The organism is Ruminococcus flavefaciens, from assembly GCF_900143025.1.
Taxonomy (GTDB): Bacteria; Bacillota; Clostridia; order Oscillospirales; family Ruminococcaceae; genus Ruminococcus; species Ruminococcus flavefaciens_I.
Window position 1 is genome coordinate 30,582 of record NZ_FRCT01000011.1, and the last position, 19,843, is coordinate 50,424.

At 44.0% G+C, this 19,843-nt stretch carries 16 protein-coding genes; 7 read left to right on the forward strand and 9 right to left on the reverse strand.

Translation table 11 applies throughout. The annotated features are described in order from the left end of the window. Positions 1 to 200: 200 nt before the first annotated feature. Together BUB28_RS11565 and BUB28_RS11570 are read right to left on the reverse strand one after the other, a co-directional pair. Positions 201 to 2,828: a dockerin type I repeat-containing protein gene (locus BUB28_RS11565; RefSeq protein ID WP_072951587.1), complete on the reverse strand. Its 2,628-nt coding sequence runs from the start codon at positions 2,826 to 2,828 to the stop codon at positions 201 to 203. Continuing rightward, positions 2,821 to 3,381, reverse strand: coding sequence for an RNA polymerase sigma factor (locus BUB28_RS11570; RefSeq protein WP_072951588.1), 561 nt, complete (start codon positions 3,379 to 3,381; stop codon positions 2,821 to 2,823). The genes BUB28_RS11565 and BUB28_RS11570 overlap by 8 nt, the downstream gene beginning before the upstream one ends. A gap of 274 nt (positions 3,382 to 3,655) precedes the next feature. Here BUB28_RS11570 and BUB28_RS11575 point away from each other — a divergent pair, with 274 nt between their 5' ends. Beyond that, positions 3,656 to 3,913 carry a hypothetical protein gene (locus tag BUB28_RS11575; RefSeq protein ID WP_072951590.1) on the forward strand — a complete coding sequence of 86 codons (258 nt, stop codon included), beginning with the start codon at positions 3,656 to 3,658 and terminating at the stop codon, positions 3,911 to 3,913. A gap of 124 nt (positions 3,914 to 4,037) precedes the next feature. Here BUB28_RS11575 and BUB28_RS11580 read toward each other — a convergent pair whose 3' ends face one another. The 4 genes from BUB28_RS11580 to BUB28_RS11595 all read right to left on the reverse strand — a co-directional run bounded on the left by BUB28_RS11580 (position 4,038) and on the right by BUB28_RS11595 (position 5,714). Continuing rightward, on the reverse strand, positions 4,038 to 4,286 hold the full coding sequence (locus BUB28_RS11580) for a spore coat protein CotJB (protein ID WP_072951592.1): 249 nt from the start codon (positions 4,284 to 4,286) through the stop codon (positions 4,038 to 4,040). Continuing rightward, positions 4,283 to 4,540, reverse strand: coding sequence for a spore coat associated protein CotJA (locus BUB28_RS11585; RefSeq protein WP_242939988.1), 258 nt, complete (start codon positions 4,538 to 4,540; stop codon positions 4,283 to 4,285). Before BUB28_RS11585 ends, BUB28_RS11580 begins: the two co-directional genes overlap by 4 nt. A 128-nt stretch (positions 4,541 to 4,668) precedes the next feature. Then, positions 4,669 to 5,139 (reverse strand): pyridoxamine 5'-phosphate oxidase family protein, encoded by a 471-nt coding sequence (locus BUB28_RS11590; protein WP_072951593.1) that lies wholly within the window; start codon positions 5,137 to 5,139, stop codon positions 4,669 to 4,671. A gap of 98 nt (positions 5,140 to 5,237) precedes the next feature. After that, on the reverse strand, positions 5,238 to 5,714 hold the full coding sequence (locus tag BUB28_RS11595; RefSeq protein ID WP_072951595.1) for a COG2426 family protein: 477 nt from the start codon (positions 5,712 to 5,714) through the stop codon (positions 5,238 to 5,240). A 188-nt stretch (positions 5,715 to 5,902) separates the two neighbouring features. Between BUB28_RS11595 and BUB28_RS11600 the strand changes: the two genes are divergently transcribed. From BUB28_RS11600 to nadE, 5 genes are all read left to right on the forward strand, one after another. Beyond that, positions 5,903 to 7,360 carry a penicillin-binding transpeptidase domain-containing protein gene (locus BUB28_RS11600; protein WP_072951596.1) on the forward strand — a complete coding sequence of 486 codons (1,458 nt, stop codon included), beginning with the start codon at positions 5,903 to 5,905 and terminating at the stop codon, positions 7,358 to 7,360. Positions 7,361 to 7,697: 337 nt separating this feature from the next. Then, the gene (locus BUB28_RS11605) at positions 7,698 to 9,017 is read left to right on the forward strand and encodes a penicillin-binding transpeptidase domain-containing protein (RefSeq protein WP_242939989.1); all 1,320 of its coding nucleotides are present in this window, start codon (positions 7,698 to 7,700) and stop codon (positions 9,015 to 9,017) included. Positions 9,018 to 9,211: 194 nt separating this feature from the next. Further along, positions 9,212 to 10,903 carry a dockerin type I domain-containing protein gene (locus BUB28_RS11610; protein ID WP_072951600.1) on the forward strand — a complete coding sequence of 564 codons (1,692 nt, stop codon included), beginning with the start codon at positions 9,212 to 9,214 and terminating at the stop codon, positions 10,901 to 10,903. A gap of 118 nt (positions 10,904 to 11,021) precedes the next feature. Further along, positions 11,022 to 11,627, forward strand: coding sequence for a bifunctional phosphoserine phosphatase/homoserine phosphotransferase ThrH (thrH, locus tag BUB28_RS11615; RefSeq protein WP_072951601.1), 606 nt, complete (start codon positions 11,022 to 11,024; stop codon positions 11,625 to 11,627). 67 nt (positions 11,628 to 11,694) lie between these two features. Continuing rightward, a complete protein-coding gene (gene nadE, locus BUB28_RS11620) occupies positions 11,695 to 12,444 on the forward strand; it encodes an NAD(+) synthase (RefSeq protein WP_072951603.1) in 750 nt (249 codons plus the stop codon). 348 nt (positions 12,445 to 12,792) lie between these two features. Here the strand turns inward: nadE and BUB28_RS11625 are convergent, their stop codons facing one another. The 3 genes from BUB28_RS11625 to BUB28_RS11635 all read right to left on the reverse strand — a co-directional run bounded on the left by BUB28_RS11625 (position 12,793) and on the right by BUB28_RS11635 (position 16,897). Then, positions 12,793 to 13,251 (reverse strand): leucine-rich repeat domain-containing protein, encoded by a 459-nt coding sequence (locus BUB28_RS11625; protein ID WP_072951604.1) that lies wholly within the window; start codon positions 13,249 to 13,251, stop codon positions 12,793 to 12,795. Between the two features lie 216 nt (positions 13,252 to 13,467). Further along, positions 13,468 to 16,188 (reverse strand): ABC transporter permease, encoded by a 2,721-nt coding sequence (locus tag BUB28_RS11630; RefSeq protein WP_072951606.1) that lies wholly within the window; start codon positions 16,186 to 16,188, stop codon positions 13,468 to 13,470. A gap of 4 nt (positions 16,189 to 16,192) precedes the next feature. Continuing rightward, on the reverse strand, positions 16,193 to 16,897 hold the full coding sequence (locus BUB28_RS11635; RefSeq protein WP_072951607.1) for an ABC transporter ATP-binding protein: 705 nt from the start codon (positions 16,895 to 16,897) through the stop codon (positions 16,193 to 16,195). A gap of 292 nt (positions 16,898 to 17,189) precedes the next feature. On the opposite strand from BUB28_RS11635, the gene BUB28_RS11640 reads away from it, so the two are divergent. Continuing rightward, positions 17,190 to 19,787: a discoidin domain-containing protein gene (locus BUB28_RS11640; RefSeq protein WP_072951609.1), complete on the forward strand. Its 2,598-nt coding sequence runs from the start codon at positions 17,190 to 17,192 to the stop codon at positions 19,785 to 19,787. Positions 19,788 to 19,843 lie beyond the last annotated feature (56 nt).

The following is a 19,843-nucleotide window of genomic DNA, read 5'->3' on the forward strand; positions in this document are numbered from 1 at the left end:
AGGGCACACCCTGCATTACTTGCGGGGCTTTTTTATTTTCGGTGTGCCCTATCTGAGAAAAAATCAGCTAAAAAAGTCTTTGGAAAGGGGTTCGGGGGAAAGCCTTTCTTCAGAAAGGTTTCCCCCGATAAATAGTATAAACTGCTATATAAGTACCACGGTTATTTCCGTGCCGTTATTGTTTTTTAATTCGGAGCTTATCATTCAATGCTGCATAACCCGAGCAGATATTTCTGTATTGTGAGAGCGTCCATATTAGTAACACCGTCACCATCAACGTCTGCACGATAACAGCCTTCCTCGGTGATATGATTATCATCACTGCCGTTCACACCGTATCTTGAAGGATTTGCCAGCGACTGCATTATCAGTACGGCATCGGAAAGATCGACTGTTCCGTCACCGTTTGCATCGCCGTTTCCTTTGAGATCAAATGAGGATATCTGACTATAGCTGCTATAGTACTTTACTGTTTCGATAGAACCTGAAATATTCAGTATATCTTCATCCTTAAAAACGTAACCTGAATAACCTCTGTTGTGTCTGCGGTTGAAATGCTCCATATTATCGTTAAAGATCACATAATACTGTAATTCAGGATGTTCAGCATAGAAAAGGTCAAGAGCCTTATTCATCTTATCCTCGTTATCATACTGAGTTTCAAGGTCGTGAAGAATATACATCATCATACACTGTACTTCGAGCTCATCTGCGCTTATGCCGTTATTGTTGAAGTCAAAATTTGTATCGAAATTATCACGTACTTCCTGTGAAACACCGATATTAACTTTGAGTTCGGGATATCTCTTTATCATTGTGCCGATATAACTGATATCATATGGAGTAAAGTATTCCGTATCAAGGTTGAATAGTATGTTATAATCAGCTACAGTTATTTTTCCGTCAAGATCAATGTCAGGCTTCGGAAGGACACCTGTTTTGACATTCTTATAGTATTTTGGGAATGCTGCATCTATTTCAGACGCTGTGAAATTGTATCGCGCAGGTGTCTCATATAGTTCAGGGCTGTTCAGAGATGAATTCGGACCGTATTTTATTGAGAACTGTTCATAATAGCTCAGATTAGCGAAAACGTAATCCGTATAACTATTGGGATTTGGAACGTAATATCCCAGATCTTCATAATATAAAGGATCAAAATACTTATCGTCTACCTCATTGTATGTAAGGTAATACTTTGTTATATACTGACCGATAAACTCAAAACGGGTATTATAGAAATAATGCGCTGCTACTTTGCAGAGATCAAGGACCTTATAATACTCTTCTTTAGTTATAGGATCATAATTATCAAAGGTGGGGTAATTGAAAGGATATTCAGACTGAGATACGTACAAAGAATCAAAATCATCAATGTCAAAAATCATATATGACGCATAAGCGATCTTAACAACGTCATCAAAATCAAAGACACCGTCAGAGTTGATATCTGCATCAACATATCCGCCCTCCATAATATCCTTGACCATTTTGTAATCACGTCCTATACCGTGGATCCAATATCGCATTTCATCTATGAACTCATATATAGGTGACACATATACATTGGAAGAATCATATACATAATAACGACAATAACTAATATCATTGCCATTTTCATCGAATTTCTCTACATATTCATGTTTATATTTCAATTCATCAGGAAAATAATCGTACGTGACAGGCTTATTTTCGCCATTTGATAGTTTATAATCGTCTGCGCATACAGTTCTGAAGCTTCCGTCATCATTCTGTACATAATACTTATTCTTTTTAAATGATACGATATCCCATACATCAATATCTTGCTTTTGTATATCAAGCGGAATAGTATCATGATAATCATCGGGACAATTTTCAATAAAGTAATTAGGATTGTAATAATCCGTACTTACAGGATAATAAGCAAACAAGTATCGTACAAAATCATACCATACAAATGAGTAATAATAGTTGTCCGTCGTTTTTTCGTTTGTTTCGGGATCATATGATTCTTTTTCGACACACAGATCCTTTCCTTTGAAAGCATTGTATTTTTCCTTTATATAATCAGGGATATATTTTTTGAAATTCCCTGAATTCTCTGCACGATAAAATGCATATGCATCAAAGATATCAATATTGCCGTCGCAGTTGATATCCAAGTCAAGATCATATTTATCAACGAGCTCTTTTAAATACACCAGCTCTTCTTCATCATAAGTCGAACGGGCTGTAGGTTCATAGGTCTGAGCATTTGCAACTGTGGTCGGATTACTTGCAACCAGAAGTGCAGCTATTGCTGCGGCATACTTTCTCATAATTTTACTCCCTTCAAATTCATAGTCATAGTTCTCAGCAATTGAACTATCATTTTTTTCAACCTTTGTTGTTTCTGTGCTGATAGTTACGGTCTGTTCTGCAACAGCAGACACGACCTGCGTATGGGGTTGGCTGTTTGTTTGTAACACACTTGTTTTTGAATAAGAAACAGGGAGCTGAGTTGAAGCAGCTGTGCATTGAGAAGCCATATGCGTTGTCTTCACAGAAGATGTCCGGATCGTATTCGCAGAAGGGGGCTGTGTTGTCTTCCCGGATATTGCATACGGCGCAGTTGTGACCTCTACAGTGCTTTGCTCAATAATAGCATCGTTTTCTGAAAAAACAGGCTTTCTTACGGAACCGGCTGTGTGGAATATTCCCAAAGCTCCTACAACTATAAAAATAGCTGCGGCAGAGGCTGCTATGCCATAGCAGTGGTGTATTATCGGCTTTTTTTGGCAGTCTGCCTCTTCGATGAGATCATCGTCGATATTATTAATGCCTTTGTATAATTTCAGATCACTCATCAATAAAACCTTCTTTCTGCAAAAATGCCTTTAATTTTTTCCTGACTCTGAAAAGATATGTAGCCACAGTTTTTGAATTCATATCATAAAACGCTGCTATATCCTCCACAGTTTCGGAATACCAGTAACGCCTCACGAATACTTTTCTGTATTTTTCAGGCTGAGCCCTGAGAAAATCACTTATTGCCCTGCCGAGCTGTTCATCTGATATTGATTGTTCAATGCTTTTGCCATCGGGTATACATTCCGAAAGCTCATCAAGAGATACAGAAAAATTCTGATTTCTTTTTGCAGCTGTATTATATTTCTTGCGGTTCAAAGCGCAGTTTTTCACAAGCTTGCAAAGATATGTTTTCAGATTATCAGGCTTATTGGGCGGGATAGAGCTCCATACATCCATGTAGGCAGAATTCACGCATTCTTCCTGATCTTCTTTCAGAGAAAGAATATTTCCTGCAATATAGAAGCACAGATTTTCATAACTGCGTTTCAGTTCTTCAACAGCTTTTTCGTTTCTTTCAAACAGTAATTTGATAATTGATGCATCATTCAAAAGGTCAGCCTCCTTTCCTGAGGTCCTCTGCATATTAAGACAACATTCAAAACATTATATTTCACTTTTTTTCAAAAAAATCACATATGCAATAAAATGAAGTACCGCCTGTAACCGGCGGTATAAGAATAAGGACCTTTTTATAATAAAACAGCCTGCCAACAGCGGCTCACTTCATTAAAACATCATCTAAGGATATTTTACATTAATAATCATAAACAGTCAAGCGGTACGAGCCTTACCGCATATAATTGACCGAAAGGAGCAAAATATCATGGCAAAAAATAAAAAAGAACTCCTGTCTCTGTGGGAGCGTTCCGAATACGAAATAATAAGCGAAACAGAAACTGAAACCGAGGTTATCGCTGTACTACGCACAAAATACAGCGGCACTCGGGTCATATGTCATATCCCTAAACACAGCGGAGAGGAAGAAGAAAAGCTCGCAGCTGACATTGCCTATGCACTGATGCAGATATCATTCACAGGTCAGGATATAAGTCACATGAAAAGAATGGAGATACTGCCGTAACGCTCCATTACATATCAAGCCAGCCCCGTGAACTGCCTCGGGGCTGTTTTGGCACTATTTCCATATAGCTGCCTCTTTATGTACAACACGGATATGACAGTTTTTTCTCATACTGCCACATATCTTATCTCCTTTCCCAGGGCCACGGATCATCTATCCAAGCCCAATGCTGCATATCGTTGTTCTGTTCGGGAGTTATAGGACCAAAGCGTCTGTTGTACTCATTAACAGCGTTTTCCCGCAGTTCCTTATACTTATTGAACATAGCAAGAGCCCGTTTACAGTTCGGGTGAGTATCGAGATAGAGATCAAGCTCTTTAAGTGTGAAATCGTACTTTTTTATCTTGCCGAGAAGTATTCTGCGTTCATTCATTTTCTGTCGCCACCTCCCGAAAAAGGCAGGTCAAGATCGGGAAAAAGAGTTCCCCTGCTGAGTGCCTTGTCGTCGTCATAGGTCTCGCCCCACTGCTGAAGCGGAACATACGCCATAGCAAGGGGAGTATTTTTCGGAAAGCGCGAGATATCGCTGTTTCCGTTCATATCAGGTCTCATATTTACAGAGCTCATGGAAGATTCACGCTCACGAAGTATGATGCCTTCCATGTCGTCAAAAAGATCGAGATTCATAACTAAGTCCTCCTTTCCGCTGCGGAGAACCGTGCGAAGGTCCTCCGCACATTTTATAATATGAAATTCAGTCCCCATAGGTTACAAAAAATCCCGAGAGCCATTTCTGCTCTCAGGATAATACGTTTTTATTTTGCTGACTTTGAATACCCGTTCTCAAACTCTTTTCCACAGTCATAACGCTCAATATCATTTTTCAGAAGATCGCCTTTACCGTCATATCTGTAAAATCTTCCGCTGTCTGCTATAAATTCCATGATGCAGTAATCCTCGTCATCTATGCCGCCAGGATAGTATTTTTCATCGCCTTCATTCCAGAGCAGCTCTTTATATTCTCTTTCAAAGTGGATTACAGTTTTTCCGTACAGACATATTCCCTCAAATGAAGTATCATCGGCAAAATAAAGACAGCTTTCCGGATGCTGCATGAGACTTTTTACATGGCTCGAACTTGTATTTGTAGATATAAGATGTCTGCCCATTCCTTTATGCCAGACGCAGAAAACTCTGCGGACATTCTGTCTGCCCTGTTCATCTGCATATCCTATGGTTGCAAACAAAGAACGGTCTATCAGATGCATTATTTCGTCATGTGTCATATCGTATCTGCCCTTTCATTATCATATCTTAATGTCCTGTAAGTTGTAACAAAAAAGCCGCAGTACCCTGAACTTCATCAGAATACCGCAGCATATTTTTAACCCTTGACTGCTGTGAATGCTCCGAAACCGAGAAGGGTAGCAGCTGTAATGATAATAGCTGCAAGTATAACTCCCAGAGTAACAGCTGTAATGGTCTTTTTGAAGTCAACCTCAAGGAAGCTTGCTGCAAGAGTGCCTGTCCATGCACCTGTGCCGGGGAGAGGTATTCCGACAAAGAGGAGAAGCGCCCAGAAAATTCCCTTTCCTGCCTTTTCCTTCAGCTTTTCGCCGCCGCTGTGACCCTTTTCAAGACACCATGTGAAGAACTTGCCGATAACAGGCTTGTCTGCGCCCCATTCAAGTATCTTTCTTGCAAAGAGGTAAATAAACGGTACAGGTATCATATTTCCTATCATACAGATGATGACCGCATGATACCACTTTACGCCCATACCAACACCCATCGGGATACCGCCTCTGAGTTCTAAGATAGGCACCATTGACAGCAAAAATGTAAAGATATACTTTTTCATATTTATACTCACTTTCATTAATAATCACACACTTTTACTATTATCTCATATTATCGGGAAATAGTCAAGTATTTTCCAAAGATTTTTTCAAAGCGGTTGACTAACACCGTTCTATACGATATAATAATTAAGTGTAACGTAAGGAACGCTGAGTCCGTACTAATCTACAATAAAACGAGGATAAATAAATGACTAAAAGAAAGATCGCAGCACTTGCTGCTTCAATAGCAATGTCCGCATCATTTGCCTCCTGCTCGTCGTCTAACGTAGGACAGGCAAATATAAGCGATACAGCAACAGCTGATACCACAACAGCCACCGAGGCTTCCACAGAAGTAGCCACAACATCTCCTGCCGAAAAAGCCACTGATGCCACACCGACAGGTACTGCAATAAAGGGAAATATCTACGACTGCAAGGGCAATCTCCTTGCTTCAACTGCTGAGGACGGCAAACGCCGTGTTTACGCTGATGCATATGCTCTGTCCTTTGCAAATATCCTTACAACAATGTCCGACGGCTACGACACAGCATTTGAGGATATACTCACAACTCCTGCTGACGGCAACATGGGCAAGTCCATACAGCTCACCCTTGACGGAGATATCCAGAATCAGATTTACAGCTACATGGAAAGCAATAACATGGTAGGTGCAGCAGTTGTTCTCCGCACAGACGGTTCAATAATGGCTCAGGTAAACTATCCGTCCTACGACCCCAACAGCATTGCCGACCAGAAGTACGATGAGGAGCTTGCATGGGGCGAAAACGGCAACAAGGCTTTCAGCAACTACGAACCAGGTTCATGCTTCAAGATAATGTCCGAGGTCATATCCGACAAGCACGGAGTATACTCCTTACAGGACGACGGCACATGGGATTTCGGCAACGATCACCCTATCGTAAACTGGGATCACAAGACCAATAAATCAAGCTATCCTATGCAGCGTTCTCTCAGCTCTGCATTCATAAATTCCAGTAATATCTTCTTTGCAAAGGCTTTCGATACTATTGGTGAGGAGGCAGTCCTCAGTGACTTGCAGACCATTTTCCACTTCGGCAAGGACGATGCTTACGATATACACTGCGACTTCGGGGACCTCAGCAACAATATCGAGATAGAAGATATCGACGACCTGCGCAGAAGTGCGTTCGGTCAGTCAAAGGTGCTCACCTGCCCTATCTTCCTTGCAGCACTTGGCAGAGAGGCTGTATTCGGAGATATGGTCACTCCATTCGTACTGAAAAGCATCGTTGACCCTGCTGACGGCAGAACAAAGACAGGCGACGGCTCAAAGGCATACGATGTTATAGCCTCCATACCTGTAGAGCTCCGCAACAATCTCCTCAACGGTATGTACAATGTTGCTTCCGATGTAGGAGTGTACACTCAGGGCAACTACAGCTTCTACGCAAAGACAGGTACTGCCGAGGGGTGGAGAGGCGATTACCTCTATATTACGGGCTGTGCAAAGAACAACAACGGTACAGGCTCGGAGAATTACGACAACTATGATAACTACGGTGAAACAGGTTCGTATGTACTGGTAATGGAGATACAAAATCCACAGGCTCACGGCTTTGAATTTGCATCTCAGTCAGCAGGACTTTACAGTGGTATTCTCAACATAATTGCAGGCAATTAAAGTCGCTTTTTTGTAAAATCTTCCCTTTTGCACTTGCAGAAGGGAATTTTTTTATATTCTTTGTTAAAACGTATTGACGAAAACATAAAAAGAATGTATAATAAAAAAAGAGAGATTTTCCGCTTGTAAAAAGTGGAAAAAGCACAAAAAATATACAATATGTACAAGGACGGTAATCATAATGATTTTCAGGGGTAAATGGCTTATTCCGCTGCTTATTTCAGCAGCTGCGGTATTGTCGTTTCCGTCCTGTTCAGCGGAAGTAGGCCAAGTAACAGTCCACCGCGACTCAGATTCAAGCTCTGATCAGCAAGAAAACAACGGGGCGCAAGCCGCTATGACAACAGAGGAAACTACAACGACCACAACTACAACAACACTGGTCTACAGAGGCAATATTTACGATACTAACTATAACCTCGTGACATATGGCACCTACGCCAACGAAAACATGGATCAGCGTTTTTACGGCGAGGGCTACAGCTATTCATTCAGTAATATTATAAGTGCAGCGTCAGCAGGCTTTGACGATGTTTTCGGCGACCTGCTCAGGACAAACAATCCTTCTCCCGTTGACGGAAAAGCGAATGTAGGACAGTCCCTGCGCCTTACTATAGACGCAAACGTGCAGAATGCACTTTCAGCATATATGGCAAATATGGGCATGGCAGGCTCTATTGTGGTAATGAGGACTGACGGCTCTATTCTTGCCGAGGTCTCCTACCCCAATTATGACCCCGAGCTCTTTGACGCAGATCCGTCATACGGCGAGAACCTCATGGGCGGAACTATTGCAAACAAGGCTTTCCAGAATGCTTCCCCCGGTTCATGCTTCAAGATAATGTCTGAGGTCATTGCCGACAAAAACGGTATAACCTCTCTTTACGACGACGGTACATGGGTGGATAGCGGAGCTACCATAGTAAACTGGGATCACGATACAGGCTATTATCCTGTTCCCGAAAGGACACTTACTTCTGCATTCGTTAATTCCAGCAATATCTTCTTTGCAAAGGCTTTCGACCAGCTTGGCACAGAACAGGTGCTTGCAGACCTTAATGATATATTCCATTTCTGCGCCCCGATACAGTGCGATTTCGGACCTATTGAGAACAACATCGAGATATACTGTCTCGACGACCTGCGCAGAAGCGCTTTCGGACAGGCTTATGTGCGCACCTGTCCTATCTACCTTGCAGCTCTCGGCAGAGAGGCTATATTTGGCGATATGGTAAAGCCCTTCGTATTGCAGCAGGTAGTTGACACCAACGACCCGTACACCCAGACAGTCAAGGGCAGTACACCTTACGAGGTATTGGGAAGTATCCCCGAGAACTGCCGCAGCAATCTCCTCGAAGGTATGCGCGGAGTTGCAGGAAATCTCGGGCTCTATATCCCCGAAAACTACGAATTCTACGCCAAAACGGGCACAGCCGAAACAGGTGCAGGCGATTACCTTTACATCACAGGCTGCCTGAAAAACATCTACGACCGCACAGGCGAAAAGATAACCTATTCCAACTATGAGGAATACAAGCCAAACGGCTCATACATAATAGTTATGCAGCTCCAGAACCCTGCGGCTTTCGGATTTGATTTTGCAAGCCAGACAGGATATCTCTATCAGGGAATTATAAACACAGTCCTTGCATACTAAGTAAATACAGCAAAAACAAGCCGCTCTGTACCATGCAGAACGGCTTGTTTTGTTAAATGATTGCACCCCCCTGTAAAAAGATAAATATTTTTCTGAAGAGTGAGAGCATTTGTATTTTTAAACGTCTAAGAAGTGAAAAGCATAAATCAGGCAGCTCTGCAAGCTGCTCCGTCCTTATAAAAGGAGGTCTTATTATGAATAAACGGAAATATTTATCCTTTATCTCTGCGCTGGCACTTTGTCTGACATCACTGCCTTTTACAAATATATACACTGCTGCGGAGGACAAAACCGCAGTATCATCGGCATCGGACAACAAGCTTGATGCAGAAAAATTCTATGTAGTCGTAGGCACTTACGAAAACAATTACACACAGCTCAAATATGTATATCCCAATTCAAACGCCGGTTATTCTGCCGACAAGATAGTATGGGAAAACGCACCTGCCGATCTTTCATACGGAGATGTACTCGTATCTGACGGTAACGAAAAAAAGACACTGGTTTATTCTGCACCCGATAATCCTGTCTATGCAATGGCATCTTACTATAAGCTCGATGACACAGCAGTTCTGAACAAGGTCGGAAACTGCTCTGATCTTATGGACTCAAAGGAACTGACAGTAACAAGCGCAATGTACGACGGTTCGGGACACTGGAGCATTCATCTCAATGACGCAGACGGAAAAGAGTATTATTACGGTTACAGTTCTTACGGCTCAACCTTAGGTGTTGCTCTGTTTGGCTGTAAGACAGGCGATAAGTATCAGTTTGCTTTCAATGACGGAAAGCTCGTTGTTCCAATGGCAAAGAAAAATGATACTGAAACTGTTACCACTGTAACAACTTCCTCTGCTCCGCAGACAACCACCACAGCCCCGACTGAAAACACGCAAAATAAGTCATACTGGATATTCTACAATGACATCGACACAAAAGATATCGACGAAACCGTTGCCGAAAAGGTACACGATTACACCTATTCGCTGTACGAACAGGGCTTAGGCAGTACAGAGGTCGAAAAGAAGGTTGCTGATTATTCTCAGGAAATAAGGCTTGGACTCCTCAAAGAAGCATATAAGGAAGCTTCTGCAAAGATAGTAAAGGAGCTTGGAATTGAGGGTACAGAAGTATTCTGCTCAAATTATACTGCTACGATAGTATGCAAGCTTAGCGACGAGCAATATAAAATCGCTCAGAAGTCCGAAAACATCAAGCAGATAACAGTTTTCAGCGACCTGACCCTTGCTCCGCAGACAGAATTTACTGATAAAAACAGCTTCATAGAGCTCTTCACAACAGATACCTCAGGCAAGCCTGTTTTGGGCGATAATGTAAAGGTAGATGCTGTATTGAACAGCGGGAATGACAAAGCAACAAATTACCTTATCATATACGGACTTTCAGACGTAAAAGAGATAAACAAAGTGGTTGACAAGCTTAATAAAGACAGTATGTTTATGTGGGCATCACCAATTGATACATTCAGCGGCGGTACTTACAGTCTCATAAATACTAACACGAAGCTTAATGCACAGCTTATAGTATTCGCCGATGATGTACTCCCCGGATTTACGGGCTATAATGTAGAAAATTATTCCGAGAAGATCGGCTTTGACGCAAAGCCCTACATAAGCTTTCTCGGCGATACTAACGGCGACTGCAAATTAGACTCCTTAGACGCTTCAATTATTCTTTCTGCCTATGCAAAGGTGCAGACCTCCAACGACTATGCGCTCAGCGCGGCAGATATAAAGAAAATGGACGTTGACGGAAACGGCAGTGTTGACGCAGTTGATGCATCAAATATTCTCTCATACTACACCCATGTTTCTACAGGCGGAAGCGGTACTCTGCGTGATTTCCTTAAAAATAAAAAAGCATGAATATATGATATTCCCCCTTCGGAGCTTATAACTCCGAAGGGGAAAGTTTTTTCTTTACAAAAGCATCAAAACGTAGTATAATAGTAGAGTAATATCTTAAATAAACGGAGGAATTTATATGTATATAACTTGTCTTGACCTTGAAGGCGTACTCGTCCCCGAGATTTGGATAGCATTTGCAGAAGCAAGCGGTATCCCCGAACTCAAAAAAACCACCCGTGACGAGCCCGATTACGATAAGCTTATGAAATGGCGTATCGGTGTTCTCAAGGAGCACGGTCTCGGTCTCAAGGAAATTCAGGACACTATCGCTAAGATAGACCCAATGCCGGGCGCAAAGGAGTTCCTTGACTCTCTCCGCGAGCTTGGTCAGGTAATCATCATCAGCGATACTTTCACACAGTTTGCCGCACCTTTGATGAAGAAGCTGGGCTGGCCTACTATATTCTGCAACAGCCTTGAAGTAGCAGATAACGGCGAGATAACAGGCTTCAAGATGCGCTGCGAAAAATCAAAGCTCACAACAGTAAAAGCACTTCAGTCCATCGGCTATGATACCATAGCAAGCGGCGACAGCTACAATGACCTCGGCATGATAGAGGCAAGCAAGGCAGGATTCCTGTTCAGAAGCACAGAGCAGATCAAGAAGGATCACCCCGAGCTTCCTGCTTTCGAGACATATGACGAGCTGCTCGACGCTATAAAGAAGGCAATGGCTGACTAATGCATAAAAGGGCGGGATCTGCCGCCCGTAAACCACAGTCTCAGACTGATAAAACGGAGGTATAAAAATGAGCTACAGCTTTAATGCAGAAAAAGTTACCAATGATGTTGTACAGTGGGTACGCGACCTTTTTGAAAAGACAGCCACTCCCCAGACCAATGCCGTTATCGGTATATCAGGCGGTAAGGACAGCTCCGTCGCCGCAGCAGTTTGCGTAAAGGCTCTCGGCAAGGACAGGGTCATCGGAGTTCTCATGCCACAGGGCGAACAGGCTGATATCGCATACAGCCGCCTTTTAGTGGATACACTTGGCATAAAGAGCTATACTATCAATATCGGCGACACCGTAAGCTCATTCATGGGCGAGCTGAAAAAGCACATGGAGCCTTCAAATCAGGCTGTTGTAAACACTCCTGCACGTATAAGAATGACAACTCTCTACGCAGTTGCAGCCTGTCACAACGGCAGAGTTGTAAACACCTGCAATATGTCTGAGGACTGGGTAGGCTATTCCACAAAATTCGGTGATGCCGCAGGAGACTTCTCTCCACTTTCAGACCTTACGGTAACAGAGGTCTTACAGGTAGGCGAATATCTCGGACTCCCAAATGAACTGGTACATAAAGTGCCTATCGACGGACTCTGCGGCAAGACCGACGAGGAGAATCTCGGCTTCACATACGCTATGCTGGACAGATATATCCGCGGACTCGACGACCTGAGCTCAGAGCCTGCAATAAAGGAGAAGATCGACAGAATGCACAGAGCTAATCTCCACAAGCTCCAGCTCATGCCGAAATTTGAGTTCAAACCATAATAAATACCTAAAAAGCCGCCTGTACTGTGAAATTCTCACAAATACAGGCGGCTATTTTTATTTAAAACATAGAACTGCAAATATTTTTTTCTGATAATCAATGGTTTTCCGTTGAATTTCAAGTTATTTCAGCCCTATAGTGAAAGGCATTACATAAGCCGTTAGCTGTTAGCCATTAGCCTGTAGGGGCGTTTTCACAATAATTCCGAATTCCGAATTAAAATGCGGCTATCGGGCGAACACTGTTCGCCCCTACATTCTTAGCTCTTAGTTCTACTCACTAATAAAAAAAACGCCCCGCCCATTATTACGGACGGGGGTGATGTAGAAAGCATTGTACAAAAACAATTACGAAGCTATTGTTTTGTCGAGGCTGATGACTTTATGACGTATCTTCTGCCATCTTTCGTTGTCAAGCTCACCCTTCAAACCGATCCTGTAAACCTTATCACCGTGTACTACATTTACACAGTAAAGGTTTTCACAGCCTGCAAAAGCGAACTTGCCTATCTCTTCCAAAGATGAATGGATTGTCAGGTCACTGAGACTTCGACAGCCCCTGAAAGCATACCAACCGAGATGCATGGTACTCTCAGGTATTTCAATACTTCTTAAATTTTCGCAACCGCTGAAAGCTGTATCGGAAATAACCTGAACAGTATCGGGAACGAGAATTCTCACAAGATTTGTGCAGTCAGAGAACGCTCCTTCATCGATTATCCCTACATTATCGGGAATAAAGATCTCAGTAACGCCTTTTTCGTCCTTGTACCTTTTAAGTACGCCTCTTTTGATCTTGTAATTCATTAAATTTTCTCCTTAATTGAATCTAACAGCGATCCATAATCCCCTGAACTCTCTTTAGTTCATAATCATTATAGCACAAAAGCGACAAAATGTCAATATACTGTCGTTTCAAATAGTTATCTTCGTAGGTTTGTACAAAAAAACTATCCCCTCTTTGCGAGGGGAGTAAATTTCAACTATTAGTTTAAGCACTTTTCAAACATGATTTAATTTGTTTCACTCTATAGATTTAAGTGATTCCGCCATATTAATTTTTTCTAATTTTATCTCCATGAACATATCCACCGCAAAGGTGAAAATAAATGTGAGAATTACGCTGTAAACAAAACTTTTCGGCAGTATCCGCACACTGAAATCCACCATATCCACTCTTATCTGCGCCATAACGAAACCGTGAACGAACACACCAAGCACAAGTCCTATAGCCGTGCCTATAGCCGTAAGCGCAAGATTTTCGCGGAGCACATAAGCCGAGGTCTCGCGCCTGAAAAAGCCAAGTACCTTTATGGTAGCGATCTCACGTACGCGCTCGGTAATATTGATGTTCGTCAGGTTATACAGCACTATGAACGCCAGACCAGCCGCACATACTATAACGATAAGAACGATATAATCAAGACTGCTCATCATCTTGCTCAGTCTCTCCTTCAGAGTCTCAAACACCATGACAGAGGTTATATTATTGCATTTTGAAAGCTCCGCAGAAGCCATTGACGTATCCGCCCCGTCCTTGAAGTTGATGAAGGAATAGTTTACGGGGAGCTTCTCGCCAAGCTGCTGTTCCATAGTACTTCTGCTCATAAACACCAAATTGTAAACGTGGTTCTCAAAGACTCCGCTGACCTTTACTTCCAACACACGCATATTTTCGTCGCGGAGCTTCATGATATCCCCTGCTTTTATGCCGTAACGCTCCGAAATACTGTGGCTGACAACAGCCTCGCCCTCAGCAGGCGGCGCAAGCTGACTACCGTCCATGCTTCTGAATTTGAAATACTTCTCCATACACTCAAAGCTGTCGGCTGCATTAACGGTAATGCTTTTCACCTTTTTCCCGTAGAGCAGATCCCATGAGCCCGTGTAGAGCAAAGTATAGTCCTCAGTATTTTCCGCAAGCACCCTTTCAAGCTCCGCAGGCACCTCATCGCCTACATTTCTGAGTGAAGCCGAGCCCCCTGCTATCTGTATATCCTCATACTGCATCTCCGCAAAGCCTGCAATGGAGTCCTTCAAGCCGAAGCCCGTGACCAGCAGTGCCGTACAGCCGCCTATGCCCAGTATCATCATAAAGAAACGCTTCTTGTATCTGAAAATATTTCGTATAGACACCTTATGCAGGAATTTCATACGCTTCCAGATAAAGCCTACATATTCGAGGAATACGCGCTTTCCTGCTTTCGGAGCTTTAGGGCGCATAAGTCCTGCCGCAGTTTCAGAAAGCTCCATCCGGCAGCTGAACCATGTGGTGCCCACAGAGCATACAAGCGAAACAGCAAGTGCAATAAGAGCAAGCTTTTTGTCGAAAAGATAGCTCATCTGGAGTTTAATGTACATTAGCTCATAGGTTTTCCAGATTATCTTCGGGAACAGATATGTTCCTGCTCCGTAGCCCAGCACACAGCCTATTATAGCCGCCAAGCCCGAATAGAACATGAATTTTCCCATTATAGTGCCCTCGGAATAGCCGAGAGCCTTGAATACGCCTATCTGAGTACGCTGTTCCTCCACCATGCGGCTCATGGTAGTCATACATACCAGAGCTGCGACCAGTATGAAGAATACAGGGAATATCCTTGCCACCTGCGCAACTATCTCGGAATCGTTCTCAAAACAGGCATAACCGATATTGGTATTTCTGTCCAGCACGAATACCTCGGGCTTTTTCAGCTTTGCAAGATCATTTTCGCCCTTTTGTATATCCTTTTCGGCATCGGATATCTGCTTTTCAAAATCTGCAAGTGAAGCTTCGTAATCAGCAAGTCCGCTCTCATACTCGGCAAGCCCTGCATTGTACTGCTCCATGCCCGAAGCATACTGCTCAGGCATTATATCCTTTATCTGTTCAAGCTGAGCAAGCTGTTCGTCTAATTGTGTCTTTGCGTTATCGAGTTCAAGCTTTGCTGAATCCAGTTTTTCCTGACCCTCTTTCCGATTTTTTTCAAGCTCTGCCTTACCGTCATTCAGCTTACTTTCGGCTTCTGCGTAAATATCGCCATATCTAAGGTCTGCACGGGACTGTGCGATATTCTCCCACTGCTTGTCCCTGCCGTCCATGAAGCTCTCATACTCGTCGGAATATATGGCAAAGTCCTGATCGAAGCGGATATAAGCCTCAGTATACACATCAATGTCAAAGGCTTCCGCAGGCAGATAGATAAATGCGTTTATCTCGCCGTTTCCCACAGATGTAGTGCCTCTCTCGAAATTGATGTACATTGAGGACTCCGCCGTACCCACAACTGTGAACTTATTGCTTTTCAGTGCGTTTTTTACGCTGTCGGAGTTCTCATCGGAAAGGTATATATCCGTACCCAGCGGCAGCTTGCCCTTTTCCATTATACATTCATCGGGAGCCTGAGGGAGCCGTCCCTCCGCAAGCCTGAGACCGTTTATATTATCAGTAAGTGAATGGGCTCTGAATACATAGCCCCCGGCCATGATATCAAGGCTGTACGCACCCTCAGCCGCTCTCACATCAGGACGGCTCTTAAAGTCCGCAATGTCGTCCTCCTGCCAGCCCAGTGTGGAAAGCAGTCTGTAATCGTAGAGCTGCTTTTCTGCAAGGAAACTGTTTACAGTATTGACCATTGCGGGAGTAGTTATCCTTACACCCGTAAAGAAACCGACTCCCAGTGCAATAATAGCCATTATGGCAAAAAATCTTCCGAATGTTCCGCGTATCTCGCGGAGAGTAGTTTTTCTTACTGCCGAGCCCATACCGTCACCACTCTATATCTTCGATATCAACAATATTCTCGTTCATACGCACACTTGATACCGTGCCGTTCTTGACCTTGATTATACGGTCAGCCATGGGAGTAAGCGCCTGATTGTGAGTTATGACAACCACAGTCATGCCGTTCTTTCGGCAGGTATCCTGCAAAAGCTTCAGTACAGCCTTGCCTGTCTCGTAGTCAAGCGCACCTGTAGGCTCGTCACAGAGCAGGAGCTTTGGATTTTTCGCAAGAGCTCGCGCAATAGCCACTCGCTGCTGCTCACCGCCCGAAAGCTGTGCAGGGAAATTTGCCTTTCGCTCAGCAAGTCCCACCTGTTCGAGAACTTTTCCTGCATCAAGAGGATCGCGGCATATCTGAGCAGCAAGCTCCACATTTTCAAGTGCGGTAAGGTTCTGCACAAGGTTGTAGAACTGGAAAACAAATCCCACTTCGTAGCGTCTGTAGGCAGTGAGCTTCTTTTTGCTCAGTGAGGATATCTCCGTACCGTCAAGGAAAACGCTTCCCGAGGTAAGAGTATCCATACCCCCGAGGATATTCAGGATAGTTGTCTTTCCTGCACCCGATGCGCCCACTATTACGCAGAACTCCCCTTTGTTTATCTCAAAATTCACGTCACTGAGAGCGTTTATCTCTACCTCGCCTGTCCTGTAAGTTTTTTTCACATTTTTAAACTCAACGTAAGAACCCATATTTTTCCTTTCTTCGTTAACAGTATTTATTCAGCCTTATAGCTTCACTTATCAAATTATAAAAGAATTTGCGCTCCCTGAACCTTGTTCAGGGCAATAACCGCCTAAAGGCGTTTTTGAATACACATTGATTATATCACAACTTATCTTTCCTGTAAAGCAAGCAGCAGCCTGCGTAATCGTAAAAACAATTTACATCATATATTCACCATATTCCTAAAAATTTGTGTTTACATTTCTAAAATAATTGTGTATAATGATAGATAACCAATACAGAAAGGGGTAAATCCATATGAAGCTATTCAAGCGGATATTCTCAACGGCTGCCGCAGCAGCTATTTTATCGACGATGATGACTGTCATGCCTGCTCAGGAAGCAGCCGCAGCCACCATAGTAAATGTTTCTCCCTACGATGTATACGACATAAACGGCGGAAAGTTCGAGGGCTGGGGCACTTCGCTCTGCTGGTGGGCAAACAGAGTGGGCTACTCTGATACCCTTGCACAGCAGGCAGCAGATACCTTTTTCAGTCCCGAGGGTCTGGGTCTGAACATTGCCCGCTTCAACATAGGCGGAGGCGATGATCCTTCACACACCCATATCACCCGTACAGACTCAAATATGCCGGGCTATACAAAGTATAACAACGGCAATGTCACCTACGACTGGAGCGCTGACCACAACCAGAGAAACGTCCTCGAAAGATGTATCAAAGCCGCAGGCGATGATATGATAGTGGAAATGTTCTCAAACTCTCCCCCCTATTATATGACAAACAGCGGTTGCAGCTCTGGCGCAAAGGACTCAAACAACAATAACCTCCGCGATGACAAGTACACGGATTTTGCAGAGTACCTTGCAGAGGTCACAGCCCACTACGAAAAGGACTGGGGCATACACGTACAGAGCATAACGCCTATGAACGAGCCCTATACCAACTACTGGGGCGCATACAGCAACAAGCAGGAGGGCTGTCACTTCGACCAGGGCAAGTCTATGGACACTATCTATCAGGAGCTTTCAAAGTCCCTGAAAAAGCGCGGACTGAACGATATAATCATAAGCGCAAACGACGAGTCCGTCATAGATACACAGATATCCTCATGGAACAATATGTCCGCAGCCACAAGAGCTCTCATAGGACGTATCGACACTCATACCTACGGCGGAAGCAAACGTGCAGAGCTGAAAGAAACTGCCATAAAGGCAGACCGTAACCTCTGGATGAGCGAGGTTGACGGCGGTTCTACAGCAGGCACAAATGCAGGCGAAATGGGCGCTGGTCTATGGCTCGCAGACCGCATAACCCTTGACCTGAACGAGCTCAACTCATCTGCATGGATACTCTGGCAGGTCATTGACAACCACATCTCACAGGTGGGAATGAACGGCAACAAGGACAAGGGTATGGTAAATACCCAGGGCGGCTACTGGGGACTTGCTGTTGCAGACCATGACAACAACAAAATTATCCTCACCAAGAAATACTACTCTATGGGACAGTTCTCACGCTATATCCGTCCAGGTATGACCATGCTGAAATCCAGCAATAACTGCGTTGCAGCCTTCGACCAAAAGAACGACAAGCTTGTTATCGTAGCCACAAATGACGGTTCATCTGACAAGCAGATAGTATTCGACCTTTCGGGCTTCGACACAGTTGGCACAAAGGCTCAGCCCATACGCACGAGCAATTCCGAGTCGTGGAAGTCGCTGAATACTATCGACCTCAAAGGCAGCGCACTTGAAGCTACTCTTGCAAAGCAGTCCGTTACTACTTACATAATCGAAGGAGTAACAGGCGGCAAGGCTCTTACAGACCAGATAGAGATCAATTCGTCTATGCTCAGCGGCTCGGACTCATGGAACAGCGACTCCTCAACTACCTATGCAAAGGCATTTGACGGCAGTACAGCTACTTACTTTGACGGTGTCAGCGACGGCTGGGTACAGGCTGATCTGGGCGGACTTTACGACATTACAGCTCTCGGATATGCTCCGAGAAGCGGCTATGAGTACCGCATGACAGACGGCAGGTTTCTTGCATCTCAGGACGGTACGAACTGGTCGGAGATCTACACCGTCAAGGACAAGCCCTCATCGGGTATGCACTACGTCACCGCACTTTCGGGTGATACAACAGCCCGTTATATCCGTTATGAAGTACCCTCGGGCGCACCTAAGAACGAGTACAACAAGGACAGCGCATACTGCGCGAATATTGCTGAGATAGCACTTTTCGGAGTCCCTCACGGACAGAGCTCTACTCGTCCTAAGTATGACAAGCTCGAACCCGTTTCGGGTACAGGAAGCGGCTCTTGGAAGGATACAGCCACCGTTACATTTGAAAAAGCTTATGACGGCGACCTCAATACCTATTTTGACGGTCTGGAAGGCGGCTATGTACAGCTTGACCTTGGAAAGATATGCAATATCGGCAATATCGGATACTGTCCGAGAAGCGGCTACGAAGCACGTATGATAGGCGGATATTTCAGCGTATCCACTGACGGAACAAACTGGAAAAAGGTCTATACTGTTGAAAAGAAGCCCTCCTTCAAGATGAATTACACGGACGAGCTTGAAAATATCACAGCAAGATATATCCGATATGAAGTCCCCACAGGCGCACCAGCAAGTCCCCTGAACAATGACTCTGTGTACCTTTGCAACGTTGCGGAAATAGCTGTATACGGCACCGCAGGAGCTTCATCTGTAGGCGATGTGAACAGCGACGGCTCGGTAAATGTTGCCGACCTTGTACGCCTGCAAAAATATCTCCTCGGAGCTGAAAAGGAAATAAGCGCCGATAATTCAGATATCAACAGCGACGCTGTGATAGACGTATTTGACCTTGTGGCACTGAGAAAGCTTCTTATAACTCAATAACTATAAAAAAGGCACTCAAATCGAGTGCCTTTTTGCGCAAATATTAATTTTGCCGT

Excerpts from the sequence above, each read along its gene's own strand:
- thrH (WP_072951601.1), top strand. The coding sequence starts at position 11,022 with ATGTATATAACTTGTCTTGACCTTGAAGGCGTACTCGTCCCCGAGATT.
- BUB28_RS11595 (WP_072951595.1), bottom strand. The coding sequence starts at position 5,714 with ATGAAAAAGTATATCTTTACATTTTTGCTGTCAATGGTGCCTATCTTA.
- BUB28_RS11625 (WP_072951604.1), bottom strand. The coding sequence starts at position 13,251 with ATGAATTACAAGATCAAAAGAGGCGTACTTAAAAGGTACAAGGACGAA.
- BUB28_RS11590 (WP_072951593.1), bottom strand. The coding sequence starts at position 5,139 with ATGACACATGACGAAATAATGCATCTGATAGACCGTTCTTTGTTTGCA.
- BUB28_RS11605 (WP_242939989.1), top strand. The coding sequence starts at position 7,698 with ATGACAACAGAGGAAACTACAACGACCACAACTACAACAACACTGGTC.
- BUB28_RS11585 (WP_242939988.1), bottom strand. The coding sequence starts at position 4,540 with ATGAATCTCGATCTTTTTGACGACATGGAAGGCATCATACTTCGTGAG.
- BUB28_RS11575 (WP_072951590.1), top strand. The coding sequence starts at position 3,656 with ATGGCAAAAAATAAAAAAGAACTCCTGTCTCTGTGGGAGCGTTCCGAA.
- BUB28_RS11635 (WP_072951607.1), bottom strand. The coding sequence starts at position 16,897 with ATGGGTTCTTACGTTGAGTTTAAAAATGTGAAAAAAACTTACAGGACA.
- BUB28_RS11580 (WP_072951592.1), bottom strand. The coding sequence starts at position 4,286 with ATGAATGAACGCAGAATACTTCTCGGCAAGATAAAAAAGTACGATTTC.
- BUB28_RS11630 (WP_072951606.1), bottom strand. The coding sequence starts at position 16,188 with ATGGGCTCGGCAGTAAGAAAAACTACTCTCCGCGAGATACGCGGAACA.
- BUB28_RS11610 (WP_072951600.1), top strand. The coding sequence starts at position 9,212 with ATGAATAAACGGAAATATTTATCCTTTATCTCTGCGCTGGCACTTTGT.
- nadE (WP_072951603.1), top strand. The coding sequence starts at position 11,695 with ATGAGCTACAGCTTTAATGCAGAAAAAGTTACCAATGATGTTGTACAG.
- BUB28_RS11640 (WP_072951609.1), top strand. The coding sequence starts at position 17,190 with ATGAAGCTATTCAAGCGGATATTCTCAACGGCTGCCGCAGCAGCTATT.
- BUB28_RS11600 (WP_072951596.1), top strand. The coding sequence starts at position 5,903 with ATGACTAAAAGAAAGATCGCAGCACTTGCTGCTTCAATAGCAATGTCC.
- BUB28_RS11565 (WP_072951587.1), bottom strand. The coding sequence starts at position 2,828 with ATGAGTGATCTGAAATTATACAAAGGCATTAATAATATCGACGATGAT.